Source organism: Faecalibacillus intestinalis (assembly GCF_003024685.1).
GTDB classification, from domain to species: Bacteria; Bacillota_I; Bacilli_A; order Erysipelotrichales; family Coprobacillaceae; genus Faecalibacillus; species Faecalibacillus intestinalis.
Genome location: NZ_PYLQ01000001.1, coordinates 162,021 through 175,816, shown reverse-complemented (window position 1 = coordinate 175,816; position 13,796 = coordinate 162,021). Strand labels below are relative to the sequence as shown.

Sequence of the window (13,796 nt, the reverse complement as noted above, 5' to 3'; positions counted from 1 at the left end):
TGGATAATGATAGAAAAAGAGAAATCTTTCATTTCTCTTTTTATTGATGTGATAATCCAACAATATCATTAATATCTTCAACACCAAGCTTTTCAAGTTCCTTTGGTAAATCTTGAATAATTTTATAACAAGCATATGGATCAACAAGGTTTTGACAACCAATCGCCACAGCGCTTGCGCCTGCAACCATCATTTCAATAACATCATGGGCACTTGAAATACCACCCATACCAATTACTGGAATCTTAACAGCTTTACTTACTTGATGAACCATACGTAAAGCTACTGGGAAAATAGCTGGTCCTGAATAACCACCTGTTCCATTAGCGATAATCGGTTTTCCAGTTTTGATATTAAAACGCATACCTACTAAAGTATTGATCATTGTAATTCCATCAGCTCCAGCTTCTTCTACAGCCTTTGCCATTTCAACGATATCTGTTACATTAGGAGAAAGTTTAACATAAACCGGTTTTTGGGAAACGGCTTTTACTTTACGTGTAACATCCGCAGCCATTTGTGGATTTGTACCAAATTGAATACCTCCACTATGAACATTTGGACAAGAAATATTAAGTTCTAACGCTCCTACCATATCATGTGTTGAAATACGTTTTGCAGTTTCAACATAATCATCAACACAGCTTCCACCGATATTCGCAATGACTTTATCATTATAACATTTACGAAGTTCTTCTAGCTCATGAGACATGACCGCATCAACACCAGGATTTTGGAGTCCAATTGCATTAAGCATTCCACTTGGCCCTTCCGCAATACGTGGTAAAGGATTTCCATAACGTGGTTCAAGCGTTGTTCCTTTAATCATGATACTTCCTAAAACATTAATATCATAGAATCTTGTAAATTCATATCCAAATCCAAAAGTTCCTGATGCTGGAATCACTGGATTTTTCATTTCCAAACCTGGAAGTTTAACTTTTAAATTAACCATTTACAATAACCTCCTCACTTAATAAAATTGGTCCTTCTACACAAATACGTTTATAAGGTTTTGTTTTCACTTTACATGAACATCCCATACAAGCTCCAAAACCACATCCCATTCTCGCTTCAAAAGAAAGTTGTCCGTTTTCTGGATAATTTAAAGCAAGCGCATCTAACATTGGTTCAGGTCCACATGTATAATAATGATCAAATGTTAAATTAGCTTTTTTAATAACATCAATAACTGTTCCTTTAACACCTAAAGAACCATCCATTGTCGCAATTAATACATCTCCAAATTCTTGGAATTTATCAATATAGAAAACATCTTTTTTAGAAGAAAATCCTAAAACAGTTGTCACTTCTACACCTTTTTCTTTTAATTTTTTACCTAAGTTATAAAGAGGTGGTGTTCCAAGTCCTCCACCAATAAGTAAAGCTTTTCCTTCTTGAACAGTAAAACCATTTCCTAAACCAATTAAACAATCCAATTGATCTCCAATTTGTTTATTCTTTAAAATTTCTGTTCCTTGACCAACAACTTTAAAAACAATCACAATTGTATTTTCATCGTAATCTGAAATAGACATTGGTCTTCTAAGATAAGGTTGTAAACTTTCATTGATCTTAATATTAATGAATTGACCTGGTTGGCTAATATATTTAGCCCCTTCTCCCTTTAAAGTCATTTCATAAACATCATCTGCAATGTTTTCAATTTTTGTAATTTCCATTAACCCTTGATAGTTCATAAATTCCTCCTATAATTTTTCTATTTTTCCATCTAAAATATGATACTTCACTAAACCAAAACATTTTGTATCTAAAAATGGTGTGTTTTTTGCTTTTGAATAAATATTATCTCTCGTAATCGTATATTCTTCATTTAAATCAATGATAGCAATATTAGCTTTTTTACCAACAGCCATATCATGATCCAATCCAATTACTTGACTTGGATTGACTGTCATACATTTTAAAACAGTTTCTAAATCTAACAAATTCTTCTTAACTAAATATGTATAAATAAGACTAAAAGCATGTTGATTACCTATAATACCAAATGGTGCTTGATCAATTGGTTTTAATTTTTCTTCATCACTATGAGGTGCATGATCTGTTGAGATACATGTCACTGTTCCATCTTTAAGCCCTTCAATTAAAGCATCTAAATCTTCTTTACTTCGAAGTGGTGGATTCATTTTATAATTTGGATTTAAGTTTTTAATATTTTCATCTGTTAAAATCAAATGATGTGGACAAGCTTCTCCTGAAACAGGAAGTCCTTGTTTTCGATATTCTCTTAATCCTGCCACAGTTTCTTTAGTAGAAATATGACAAATATGATAACGATTACCAATTTCTTTAGATAATTGTAAATCACGTAAAGCATGATTATATTCTGAAGCATTATTGATTCCTACAAGACCATTTTCTTTAGAAACACGTCCTAAGTTAATACATGCTCCTTTTTCAAGTTCTCCTTCATCTTCACAATGAGCAACAATAATACTATTGATTGCTTTTGCTTCTTTCATGGCTTTTGCCATCATTTCTTTACTTTGAACACCTTTTCCATCATCAGAAAATCCCTGTACAATATCAAAAGCATTATTTTCTTTAAAATCAACAAGCTCTTGTCCTTTTAAATCTTTCGTAATAGCACTATAAGTATATGTGTGAATAGAGCTATCTTTTTGAACTCTTTGAATAAAATCTTCAATAGTTTCTTTATCATCCATACATGGATTTGTATTAGCCATCGCTACAATATGCGTATATCCTCCATATTTAGCAGATAAAGTTTCTGTTTTAATAGTTCCTTTATGTTCAAATCCTGGTTCACGTAAATGAACATGAAGATCAACAAAACCTGGTGTTACTAAAAGATCTGTACAATCAATTATATTCTCACCATCTAAATCATGACCTATTTGACTAATTGTTTCACCATCAATTTCTACATCTAATTTTTGAATTTTATTTTGGTAAAAAACATTTCCATTTTTTAATACAGTTTTCATAGTTTCTCCCTTTTTCGATTAAAAACATCTTTATTTTTATCATATAAAGTATACTAAATGATACTTATTTTTTCAATGAAAAAACGGCATAAAAAAACAGCCAAGAAGGCTGTATTTTTATTATCTTTTTTTATTATTTTTTCTTGCTGCTTCAGATTTTAATTTTCTTTTTAATCCTGGTTTAACATAGAATTCTCTTTTACGAGCTTCAGCAAGGGTACCTGTTCTAGATACTTGTCTTTTAAAACGACGTAAAGCGTCATCTAAAGATTCGTTTTCTCTTACTACAGTTTTTGCCATGATGATTCCCCCCTTTGACTCTTAATTTACAAAAGTATTATATAGATAATCTTTCCTAATTGCAAGAAAATATTGTTATTTTTAAGTATAAATATTAATTTTTTGCGTATAATATCCTTTTTTGCCCTATTTATGCAAAAAATCACTAGAATTTGGTAGTTTTATCAACTTCTTTTCAATATAACTACAAGATGGAATTATTTTCAAAGAATTGTCTTTTACATAGCCCATCAAAGCATCAAAAAGCTTTCCTGCCATCCCTTGACCTTGATATTTTTCATGAACAACTGTTGAAATAACATCAATCACATTTTCTTCTTTTCTAACATATTTAATATAACCGACTTCTTCATCCTGATCTTTTAAAACAATAAGACCTTCTTTATATTCTATTTTCATATATGTTCTCCTTTTTATTTCTTTAATAATTTATACACTTTACATGTTTTATCCTTCTTATTTTTTAAAACAAATCTAACATATTATCTAAATAAATAGCTTCTCTTACATGTATTTGATATTCAGGTTTTACCATATAATAAAGTAAAAATTCTAACACTAAAGCACTCCCTAAACTTCTACCTTCTATTTTAAATTGAGAAAAGCCTTTTGGTAGATAATTATTTTGAATATCTTCAACACTGATAAAACTCGAATTTTGCATAGCTTTAGAAAAACGATACCCTTCATGAGAATTCATAGCTTTGCATACATGATCTAAACAATCTTCTCCTAGATTTTGACGGCTAACCGTTTCATAACATTTCTTTCGTTCAAGGCAGCCTATAAAACAACACTCATTACATAAAAATTCAACTTTATCCTTATCTTTTTGTAAAAGACTTTCTAATTGTTGAGCTTTATTTAAACGAAAATCAGGAACAACATATAAAAAGTCATCTCTCTTTAATTCATCTACTAATTGTTCAAATTTTGTAAGAACTTTCGTTGTTGAAGAAACAAAATAAAAACGTGGATATTGTTTTTTTAAATATTCTAGTAACAAATCAGAATGAATGATAATCCCACTTTGAACCTCACTTTTTTCAAATAAAGCACAAAGATCATTACATCTTTTATCTTGAAGATGCTTTTCTTGAAGTAATGAATTACTGAAAGTAAGTCGCGAAGAAATATGATATTGATCCATAAGTGAAAGAACTTCATAAGGATTTTGATTTCCTTCACCAAGACGTCCTCCACCCCATAAGCAATCTTCAGGACTTCCATAAATAGAACCTATTTCACACCAATCATAAAAATATTCACGATGATGATAGAATAATGGTAAAAAGACTTTATATAATTCATAAAATTCAAATAATCCTGGTAAATGAAAATACGCTTTTTCCTTTTTTGACAATTCTATCACCTCTTCTTTAAATGTTATCTAAAAATTTATGAGCCCCTTGTAAAAATAATTCATATCTTTTTTGTGTTACCTCATTATCTTCTTCATCCCAGACTTCAAAGATATATTCTTTATTATTTTGAATTATAGAGCATAATTGTTTTGCCGTATAATATTCATCATTTAAGTTATATAATTTTATAATTCTTTTATCTAAAGTTTTATTATAAACATCTTTACTCGTATATCCTTGTATATGTGTTAATGGATCTATACATTGTTCGTGATACTTTTTACAAGGTTTACAAATATCATCTCCATCAATTGTTAATTTTAAATCAACAGATGGATTATCAATAATTTCATTAGCAACCTTATAAAAATCATGTCCCATTTTTTCATCAGGAACAAATCTATCTATCCCAGATCCATATAATTTAATAATATCAATAAAATGATGTGGTTTAATTAAAATTGAGTTCATTAATTAATCTTCCTTTCTAAAACAATTCGTGTAATAAAATTACTTTAATTTATTATGTTTTTTACTCTCGATAATTGCGGTTCTAATATCACTTTTATTAGTTAAAATATCAAAAGGTTTAAATTTATAATAATTATAATATTGTATATCCGTCCAACTACATATATATTTTTTTAAATCCTCATTTATTGCATCAAATGATTTCCAAAATTTTTCACTATTAAAATTTATTTTTAAAAATGACTTTGCACCATAACATTCAAATTTAAAATTCTCAATAATTGATTTTAAATTTTCATCGTATAATTCATTAATACTCAAAATAAATTGTTGTTTATTTATATAATCTATAGATTTTTCTATTACATCTAAATTATATATTAATTCATCTTTAAAGAATTCTAGTGCTTGTTCTTGTCTTTTGTCATCTAATTCTATAAAACGATTTTTAACAATGCCATACCATTCAGTCCAAGTATGTTTTTCATCTTTGTATTCTTTATCTTTGTATACTATATTACAAAATTGTGCCCAACCATTCAAATACCACAAAATATTAATTTTTAAATCACTATAAATCATTTCATACAAATTATTAGCTTTATTATTTTTCTCTTTGACATTTCCTATTTCAATTAATAAAGCAATAAAAACAGATGCAACACCTCCGTAAGATAAATTTCTAATTATATCAAAAATAATACTTTGTACATTTTGTGCATTAGGGCAACAAAAAGAAGCAAAAATCATTACTAAAATTGATATCACACCTATAAGCCCGTACATTTTCCAATTTACTTTATACGGATTATGAATATGTGTCTCCATTTGCTTTAATCTCCTCTTCTCATTTAATTAAAAAATATTTATATCATCCAATTTTTCACAATATAAATACTTCATTTATACATTTTACAATTCCTACTTATTTAGATTTAGTAATTTTTTAAATCAAAAAAAATTTATAAACAATTGTTTATTCTTCGGTTAATCACTTAATACTTTATCAATGTTATTTTATTTATCTCATACTTTTTAAGAATATGTTACATTATTAATCATGTTAAATATTTATTATAATTTCAAAAAATTCTTCACTATAATATTTTTTATCTAACTTAATAATGTATAAAAATTTGTCTCATTAATGAAATCATCTAAAATTAAAAATGCTTTTGCAACATCATTTAATTCTAATATTAATTGATAGAACGCTACTTCCCCTCCACCTATGCTGTACGGTCTTATATTACAAGGATCACACATCCATTTTTTTATTGGTAGTGCGTCTTTGGGAACAATATATTTAAATTCACTCATATCAAATACCGCACCAACAGAATCAAAATAAGTATATTCAGCTGCTTCATAATCATTATCACGCATTGCTATGCTATCATAATCTTTATAATAATTGTAATCTATAGTAATAAATGCCCATGGAAATAATTCTTGAAAAATTTGATTATACGGCTTTGTTCCAAACCCAATAAATGTACTATTAACAACCTGCCTATCATTACCATTTTTATCAATTATTTTCAGCTTAAAAGTACCTCTACCGGATGATTTATTTATCCATTCTTCAACATTTAAAACAATTCTATTTCCATAAATAATTTGTTTCATCCATGGCTTTGCAAATAAAAAAGTATTGAACTTTTTTTCATACTCTGTTAATCTGTCTGCAATTTTAATCAAAGATGATTTAGAGTTTTCTAAAAGATTAGAAAAAGAAATTTCAATCTTCCAATTTTGTTCAGATAAAATTGCTGTTTCTTTGTTAACTATATTCCAATAACATTTATCTTTTTCTGGATCATACAAAACGATTATCACCGGTAAAGAATGATTCAACCAATAATCATAATGTTTTCGTTTTCCTCTATATATTATACTATTTGGTGTTAATTCCTTAAAATAACTGTTACCCGATTTAATCTGAACAGCAATTAATTTTCCGGTAGCACATTTATTTTCAACAATTTCAATTTGCGCATCAATTCCATAATCATCCACAGGCTGCTCTCTAAAAATCATTCCCATTTGATTTATAATTTTTTCTACCGATGAAACGCCTATTCTCTCAACTGACATATTACTCTCCTTTTACCTTTTTACACTCCATATAAAAATAAATTAATTTTTGTATTTTTACAATACGATTGAGAAAACCACTTGGTTTTTCATTAATACCTGTGATAATTATAAGATATTTATTAACATTTCTTTCCAACATTTGTTTGATATATGTAAACTATTTTATATAGTATCTAAATATATATGATTTCTCCAATATAAAATACAATATAGCTAATCAGTAAACAAATTGCCAAAATCTTTATAATAACCATCCGTAATAATTTTAGGTTGATTTATAATTGTATTATCACCTTGAAATAATTCTATTTAAATCATCCTTTCTTTAATTCTTCTAATACTTTTCTTACATTATGAGCAGCATCTTCCTGTATTTCGATAATTCTTGCTCCTCTAGCTTTTGCAACTTCTCTTAAATCAACAGATATTCCTGTATGAAATGAACATCCTACTACCAAAAAGATATCTCCTGGTTGTAATTTATAAACCATTTCATAAGCCTTTTGATAATTTGGTGCTGGATCACCATAAAGTACCGGTTTATTATATAAAGAATACGCAATATCCATTTCATCATCTTCTGGTAAACCACCATGTAATTCTAAAGCATCACTTCCAGCTAATTTATGCAATCCATCAATATTCATGGTAATAATTGGTATATGATACTCAGCTAAAGCAATATGAGCATCATTCGGTTTAGCACCGTTCATATTGGCTTTAAGCTGTTTAATAACCTCATTATATTCTTCATGATGTGTATTGGCATAACTTCTAAATAGTTTTTCCCTTACATCTGGTCTTTCCATAAATGTTGGAATATTACTTTGTTTTGATATTCCTGCTCCTGTAAAAGCTAATATTTTCATATAAATCAACTCCCTTAACTACATGAAATTATATCACATATTTCTATTGGTTATCTATAAAGTGCAATGATTAAAACCAATCTCTCTATATATTTGAATGTATCTAACTTAAAGAATCGATATATACTGTTATAGATGATATTAGTGCTTATTATAACCCATTAAAAACATTTCAACAAATAAAAAAGCTGATTAAATCACAATATTTCTACATGTTATATGGTATAATTGAATAAAGATAAAATGACTATTCATAATTTAAAGTTCTTTGATGTAATAAATTTATTTTTTAAAAAGGAGGTTTTTGCAATGGAAGAAAAAAGAATAAAAGCACAATTTTCAGTAACAAGTATTTCTGATGATGTACAACAACTTATTTTAAACGAAGATGCTTTAGTAATTAAAAATGAATCCAACGTAGATATTACCATTCCGTTTAGTAGTATTAATAATATCAAAATTTTACCTGTTAATAGAATCTACAATCCATCTGTAGGTCTTTTAAAAGATGGTTTCAAAGGTTTTATGTCACACCGTAATTCTGGAAAATTTAGTATTTACTTTAATTATTTTGTAGATTTAAACATCTATACAAACACAGGAAATTACTTTTTTGAAAGTTCAGACATCGAAGAAAATACATCTAAATTTATTTTGAAATTAAATGATATTTTTAAAATAGAAGATGATGTAAACTTAATTACCCTATTCCAAACAAAATCAACTAATGAAATAAAAGATTACATGGATAAACATTACAAAGATTTGGCAAAAACTTATAATTTAGAAAACCCACGTACTACATTAGATGATAGCATGGTAAGGTTAGCTAAAAAGAAAATTAAAAAACATTAAGTTTTAAAATCAAAGTTTCTCATAATGGGAAACTTTTTATATATCAACAACCAAATTTAATAATTCCTTTTATACATCGAATTGTCATTTTTCTTTTTTTGAACATTCCTATTTTCTGTAATATCTCTTTTTTATCATTAAACCCTACTTCTGCTTTTCTATAGATATCGGCATATTACTTTATTTTGATATTCCTACTCCTGTAAAAGCTAATATTTCCGTATAAATCAACATCTTTAACTAAATAGAATTATAATATTACACAAATAATAAAAAAGAGGAATTAAAATATCTTCTATGATGTGTTCCATTGACAAATTTAATTTTTAATTATAAAATAACATATGTTACGTAACAAATGTTATTTTATAAGAAAGGAGTTTTGTTATGCCACCAAAATCAAAAATTAATAAGCAAGATATTTTAACTTCATCTCTTGAAATAATAAGAAAAAGTGGTTTTGAGGAAGTTAATGCAAGAAGTATTGCAAAAGAAATGAATTGTTCTACAAATCCTATTTTTAGGGTTTACAAAAATATGGATGAATTAAAAGAAGAACTTATTGAAGAAATATATAAATACTATCGAGAATTTACAGATATTTATGTTGATGAAAATGATGAATTGTATCGCGTTAGCTATGCCTATATCGAATTTGCAAGAAAAGAAAAAAATCTGTTCAAAGCTGTTTATATTTCAGATATTGGTGGTCAAAGAACGCTATCACAAATAATTCAATCATCGTACAATCAAAATATTATTAAAAAGATTGAAAAACAGTATCAAATTTCATTTGATGAAGCTTGCCAACTTTTTCAAAATATTCGATTTTATACGCATGGTATTGCAACTTATGTTCTTGTTGATAGCATTTCACTTTCGCAAGAAGAAGTTTCAGAATTATTAAAAATAGCAATTAAAAATTTTAGAAATGCTAAAAATTAAAAATACTTTAACAAAGGAAACAAAATATTTACTTATTGTAGGAATGTTATTCCTTGCTGGTTCAAATATTGCCTCAGTTTTTTTGAATGTTTATTTAGTAAGACTAACAAATAGTATATTTATTATCTTATTTCAAAATATTCTTAACTATGTTTCTTTGCTTATTGCTTTTATTATTGGAACAAAATTTATATCAAAAATAAATCTTGTTACTTTTCTTAAAACTGGCATCTTTTCAATGATTGCTTATTATTTGCTTATTTTATCATTAAAAGAACAAGCTCAATTATTTTTAATTCCATTAGGTATCTTTAATGGAATTGGTCAAGGTTTTTACTATTTTTCGTTTAACCTACTTACTGGACAACTCGTAAAAGAAAGTGAACAAGGTCGCTTCTTTTCATATCAACAAACATTCAGTTATCTTTTTGGAATTATTATGCCTTCACTTTCAGGTTATATTATTTCCATTTATACTAAACTAACAGGTTATTATATTTTATTTTTTATATCCGCTTTGTTACTTATTATTGGTATTTATATGTCTATTTTTATAAAAGGACTTACTTTAAATCAAAATATTAGATTATTAGAAGTTTTAAAACTTAAAGGTAACAAATATTGGAATGCTAATAAATATTATAATTTTAGTAACGGTATTAGAGATTCAATATTTAATCAGATATTTACTGTTTTTGCTTATACAATTATTTCTAACGAACAAATTATCGGTCAATTTAATTCAATTATGGCTTGTATTGGTATTTTCAGTTCAAGTTTAATTGCTAGTAAATTTAATAGAACCAATCAAAAGAATTATCATTTAATTGCTTCTATGATTTATTTTGGAATAATGTCCTTATTAGGAATTTTTCAATCGCCTAAAATATTATTAATCACTTATATCTTACTTGGTGTTGTCTACTGTTGGAATCAAACAATCTTTCAATCCGTTAAATTCCAATTAGCCAAAATAGCAAACAACGATTATAACCAATACGAATATATTGTTGCATCTGAATTTCCAATTGCCCTAGGAAGAATTATTGGTCTTTCAATTTCACTTATTACCTGCTCATTATTTTCATTAAATAATGCTTATCGTTTTCTTATTATTTTTAATGGAACATTATGGCTTATCGATCACTTTATCATTAACAAAAAAGTACAATGGTTAGAAAAAGAAAAACTTTAAATCATATAAATTCTAAGACATTTTATTTACACTCTCACCTATAAACATGATGTTTTAAAGAAAATATATTAATTTAAAGTTAAAAAAATCCTATCTTAATTTTTAAACATTGTCAAACGATTAAGGAGGTTTTTATGAATAAAGAAAAGATTATATTTACTGATTTAGATAAAACTCTTTTAACTGCTCAACATGAAATTAGTGAAGAAAATTTAAAAGCTTTATATCAATTACAAAATAAAGGTTTTATTGTCGTCTTTGCATCTGGGCGTAGTTATAATGATATTAAAATAAATCTATTAGAAAAATATCATCTACAAATACCTGTTATTGCTTTAAATGGTGCTCAAATCTATTTACAAGATGGTTTCTTACTTGCAAATATGCCTATTAAAGAAAACAAGATTTTTGATATTATCGATCAATGTAATAAATTAGATTACTATTATATTCTTTACGATCAATGTCACTTTTATTATCATAAATCTAAACAATTAATAAAAAGACTTTATCAATTAGCAATGACTAAAACTACTGATATTGATTATGCTCTTTATGGTATGCAAGTTTACTATGATATTATATTTTCAAGTGTCCCTCTTACTAAGCAAATTATCAACGACTTTAAAACAAAAGATAAAGATTTATTTAAATTAGAAATCATTACTCATGATTTTAAATTTATAGAAAGTATAAATAAAAAATATGACAAAGATTTCAAAATCACTTCTTCAGGTCAACTAAACACCGAGATATCTTCTTTATCGGTAACAAAAGCAAATGCTATTGATATTTTATGCAAACATTTTAATATTAATTTAGAAAATACGTATGCAATTGGAGATCATTTAAATGATTTAGAAATGTTAAAAAAAGTAAATTATAGTGGTGCTGTTAATAACGCAGTAGATGATGTAAAGAAAATTGTAAACTACATTTCTACTTCTTATGATAAAAATGGTTTTGCTAACTTTGCATATCACATTATGAAATAAAGTAAAAAAGGAACATTTGTTTAATTAATCTGTTCCTTTTTTAATGAGTTTCTTATCTTTCGTATGATACTTTCCTTTACGATAATATTCTATTGAGATAGTATTTTTATCAAAATCAATCTCATAATATATACCTATAGCATATCGACAAACATGTTCAGGAGATTCTGTTCCATCAAAAGACCACTCGTGATTAAAGCTATCTTTAGTTAAACATTTTAATCGGCTCCTATCTGCATCCTTCTCCTTTTTAGGTCGATAACTTTTCTTCATTTCAAGTGCAAGTAAATTATCTCGTTCTACACATTCGCCTCTACTATGTACAATTAAATCTGTTTTAATTCTTATTATTTCTTCGCCTGGACCCTGTATACTTTTAGACATTTTTTTAAATTTTCCACCTCTATTGCGATTATATTCAATATCAACATAATACTTGGAATATTGGGTATCTTTTAATATATCATGTAATCTTATAGCCAGTGCTCCACAAATTGTTTGTTCAGATACTTGTGATTCAAATAAATCAATATCAAGATTTAATAGTTGTTCATTTGCTTGTTCAAATATTTTTTTTAAATTTTCAAAATCTTTTTTCATTGACGACTCCCCATTAAATATAAGTTATAATTCAACTAATTTTTCTTCAACAAAATAATAAATATTTTCTTTTTTATAACCATATTTAGAATTTAAAACACTTATATGTGGTTCAAACGTAAAATAATTTACATCTATTAATTTTGTTTTATTTCCCTTTTCAATATAAATCCTATCTTCACTTCTATTTACAATAGAATGTCCTAAATTTCCTAAAAAGTCTAAATTTATAAATCCATATTCCTTTATCAAATGATTCATATGAAAATAAAGATCTTCAAAAGTTGTTTCAACAGTAACATATTTCAATAATTCTTGATGAAGTCTATCTTCCATTTGTAATCCTTTTTTCCATTCTTCATTTTCAATATTTCCTACACAATCAACAACTATCCCATTTTCAATAATAATTGTTCTTGCATAGTCTCCCCAAACATTATTATTTTGAGGTGATAAATCAATCGTAATAATATCATTATTTTGTATAGTTTTATTTGCAGTTACATAATGTTTACCTGATATTGAAACATTTGTTTCATCTCCTGAAAAAATAAATGCTCCTACATCCCAATACCAAAAAGAATCTGCGCCCAACTCAAGCATTTTCTTCTCTAAATCATTTCTCAAATCAATAAGGGACATACCAGGTTTAATAATTTCTTTTGCATATTGTATTGTCATTTTTGCTATTTTTTGAACATCTTTATTTTCCATAATATTTTAATTCTCCTTTAAGGTTAAATATTTTTTATAGTTTCATACAACTCTTTTGTTTTTTCTTCACTTTCATAATTAATCAAGCATTTGTCGTCCTTGGTTTCAAAATAAATATATGAATGAATATTTGGATTTATATAAATAAAACATGTTCCAAATTGTGTATCAAAATAACCTGCATAGCACTTATCTTCTTTATAACCTACTTGTTTATTTCCAATTTCAACATTATCCAATAATTTAATATTTCGTATTTTATCTATTTTAATTGTTGGTTCACTACAATTAGGTACAGATGTAATGATTTCATTATCTTTAATTTTAATAGCTGGTTTTTGATTAGAATCTTTTATTAAAGATGTAACGATCAAAATAGGAATCAAAATAACTAAAATAATATCTTTTTTTCATTT

General features: G+C 26.5%; 17 protein-coding genes. 4 read left to right on the top strand and 13 right to left on the bottom strand.

Going from position 1 to position 13,796, the window contains the following annotated elements:
- Positions 1-40: 40 nt before the first annotated feature.
- The 10 genes from C7U54_RS00910 to C7U54_RS00865 all read right to left on the bottom strand — a co-directional run bounded on the left by C7U54_RS00910 (position 41) and on the right by C7U54_RS00865 (position 8,076).
- Complete coding sequence (locus tag C7U54_RS00910) at positions 41-955, bottom strand: dihydroorotate dehydrogenase (protein ID WP_107028960.1); 915 nt, start codon at positions 953-955, stop codon at positions 41-43.
- Entirely contained in the window at positions 948-1,700 is a 753-nt protein-coding gene (locus C7U54_RS00905) for a dihydroorotate dehydrogenase electron transfer subunit (protein WP_032090438.1), read from the bottom strand. Before C7U54_RS00905 ends, C7U54_RS00910 begins: the two co-directional genes overlap by 8 nt.
- 9 nt (positions 1,701-1,709) lie before the next feature.
- Positions 1,710-2,972: a dihydroorotase gene (locus C7U54_RS00900; protein ID WP_107028959.1), complete on the bottom strand. Its 1,263-nt coding sequence runs from the start codon at positions 2,970-2,972 to the stop codon at positions 1,710-1,712.
- 120 nt (positions 2,973-3,092) lie between these two features.
- Entirely contained in the window at positions 3,093-3,272 is a 180-nt protein-coding gene (gene rpsU, locus C7U54_RS00895; protein ID WP_022002829.1) for a 30S ribosomal protein S21, read from the bottom strand.
- A gap of 126 nt (positions 3,273-3,398) precedes the next feature.
- Complete coding sequence (locus C7U54_RS00890; RefSeq protein ID WP_022002830.1) at positions 3,399-3,671, bottom strand: GNAT family N-acetyltransferase; 273 nt, start codon at positions 3,669-3,671, stop codon at positions 3,399-3,401.
- A 64-nt stretch (positions 3,672-3,735) separates the two neighbouring features.
- On the bottom strand, positions 3,736-4,635 hold the full coding sequence (locus C7U54_RS00885; RefSeq protein WP_206603560.1) for a hypothetical protein: 900 nt from the start codon (positions 4,633-4,635) through the stop codon (positions 3,736-3,738).
- A gap of 16 nt (positions 4,636-4,651) precedes the next feature.
- On the bottom strand, positions 4,652-5,107 hold the full coding sequence (locus C7U54_RS00880; RefSeq protein WP_107028958.1) for a hypothetical protein: 456 nt from the start codon (positions 5,105-5,107) through the stop codon (positions 4,652-4,654).
- A gap of 39 nt (positions 5,108-5,146) precedes the next feature.
- Positions 5,147-5,935 (bottom strand): hypothetical protein, encoded by a 789-nt coding sequence (locus tag C7U54_RS00875; protein WP_032090443.1) that lies wholly within the window; start codon positions 5,933-5,935, stop codon positions 5,147-5,149.
- 285 nt (positions 5,936-6,220) lie between these two features.
- Positions 6,221-7,204 (bottom strand): DUF4365 domain-containing protein, encoded by a 984-nt coding sequence (locus tag C7U54_RS00870; protein ID WP_032090444.1) that lies wholly within the window; start codon positions 7,202-7,204, stop codon positions 6,221-6,223.
- Between the two features lie 317 nt (positions 7,205-7,521).
- Complete coding sequence (locus C7U54_RS00865) at positions 7,522-8,076, bottom strand: Sir2 family NAD-dependent protein deacetylase (RefSeq protein WP_032090445.1); 555 nt, start codon at positions 8,074-8,076, stop codon at positions 7,522-7,524.
- A gap of 309 nt (positions 8,077-8,385) precedes the next feature.
- On the opposite strand from C7U54_RS00865, the gene C7U54_RS00860 reads away from it, so the two are divergent.
- The 4 genes from C7U54_RS00860 (at position 8,386) to C7U54_RS00845 (ending at position 12,066) form a co-directional block, all read left to right on the top strand.
- Positions 8,386-8,931, top strand: coding sequence for a hypothetical protein (locus C7U54_RS00860; RefSeq protein WP_032090446.1), 546 nt, complete (start codon positions 8,386-8,388; stop codon positions 8,929-8,931).
- A gap of 387 nt (positions 8,932-9,318) precedes the next feature.
- Positions 9,319-9,876: a TetR/AcrR family transcriptional regulator gene (locus C7U54_RS00855; protein ID WP_032090447.1), complete on the top strand. Its 558-nt coding sequence runs from the start codon at positions 9,319-9,321 to the stop codon at positions 9,874-9,876.
- On the top strand, positions 9,863-11,071 hold the full coding sequence (locus C7U54_RS00850; protein ID WP_032090448.1) for an MFS transporter: 1,209 nt from the start codon (positions 9,863-9,865) through the stop codon (positions 11,069-11,071). Before C7U54_RS00855 ends, C7U54_RS00850 begins: the two co-directional genes overlap by 14 nt.
- 134 nt (positions 11,072-11,205) lie before the next feature.
- Positions 11,206-12,066, top strand: a complete 861-nt coding sequence (locus C7U54_RS00845) for a Cof-type HAD-IIB family hydrolase (RefSeq protein WP_032090449.1) — start codon at positions 11,206-11,208, stop codon at positions 12,064-12,066.
- Between the two features lie 24 nt (positions 12,067-12,090).
- Here C7U54_RS00845 and C7U54_RS00840 read toward each other — a convergent pair whose 3' ends face one another.
- Genes C7U54_RS00840 through C7U54_RS00830 form a run of 3 tightly spaced genes read right to left on the bottom strand, consistent with a single transcriptional unit; the run spans position 12,091 to position 13,766 of the window.
- Positions 12,091-12,666 carry a hypothetical protein gene (locus C7U54_RS00840; protein WP_107028957.1) on the bottom strand — a complete coding sequence of 192 codons (576 nt, stop codon included), beginning with the start codon at positions 12,664-12,666 and terminating at the stop codon, positions 12,091-12,093.
- 24 nt (positions 12,667-12,690) lie between these two features.
- Entirely contained in the window at positions 12,691-13,380 is a 690-nt protein-coding gene (locus tag C7U54_RS00835; RefSeq protein ID WP_032090453.1) for a M24 family metallopeptidase, read from the bottom strand.
- 23 nt (positions 13,381-13,403) lie between these two features.
- Complete coding sequence (locus tag C7U54_RS00830; RefSeq protein WP_107028956.1) at positions 13,404-13,766, bottom strand: hypothetical protein; 363 nt, start codon at positions 13,764-13,766, stop codon at positions 13,404-13,406.
- Between the last annotated feature and the right edge of the window lie 30 nt (positions 13,767-13,796).